General features: G+C 68.8%; 1 pseudogene. It reads left to right on the top strand.

Annotation, left to right across the window (positions count from 1 at the left end):
• Positions 1 to 63: 63 nt before the first annotated feature.
• Positions 64 to 911, top strand: a pseudogene (locus AC1DU6_RS33150) (ABC transporter permease); the annotation flags it as partial.

The raw sequence follows: 911 nt of genomic DNA, 5'->3' as shown, positions 1-911 counted from the left end.
CACGTTCACTTCGTTCACTGCCCCCCGAGGGGGCGCTCATGCCCTTCGGACGGCCGCGCGGACATGAAACTGGTGCTGCTCTGGACCGACATCGCGCTGTGGCTGGTGGCAGCGGCCGTCGTCGCTTACGCGTTGCGAGTGAGGCGCCAAGCCAATCTGCGTGCGACGTGGCGGCGCGTGCTGCGTGATCCGGTCGCCGCGTGTGCCGGCGTTGTCATGGCGCTCTTCCTGCTCCTCACGCTGGCCGACAGCATTCACCTTCGACACGCGCTGCTGTCGGGCCAAGGTGAGGCCGCCGTCTACGACACGCGCACGCTGTCGCTGCTCGACCTGGTCCTGCAGCGCCAGATCGGCATGCGTGAGGTCAGCTACTCATTGCCGCTGGGCACGCGTGGCTTCAACAAGGAAAGCGTTACCGACGCCCAGGGCCAAGTGAGCCGCGACTACCCGCGCCTGCAGTTCGGTGGCGCGCACCTGACCGACCCGGCGACGCAATGGTCGGCCGACGTCGTTGCGCGCGCTGCCCTGGGCCTGGCGGGCGGCCTGCTGGCCGTCGGGGTGATGGTCGTTCTGACCGCCGCGGCCCTGGCCCGTCATCACGGTGGCTGGCGCCACGGGCTGGCCGATCTTGCTGCCGACCGCACCTACTACCCGCTGCGCGCCATGCTGATCATGCTGGCCGTCATCGCGCTGCTGGCCGGGCCCGTCATCGCGCTGATGCCGCACTACCACGTCTTCGGCACCGACCGCACCGGCAACGACGTGCTCGTGCAAGCCCTCAAGAGTGTGCGCACCGCCTTCGTCATTGGCGCGCTGGCTACGCTGGCCACACTGCCCATCGCGCTGCTGCTCGGCGTGCTGGCCGGCTACTACAAGGGCTGGGTCGACGAGGCCATCCAGTACCTCTACAC

The sequence above is a fragment of the Roseateles sp. P5_B10 genome (genome assembly GCF_056400485.1).
Note: the sequence above shows the minus strand (reverse complement) of the source record. Positions and strands in the feature narration are given on the sequence as shown.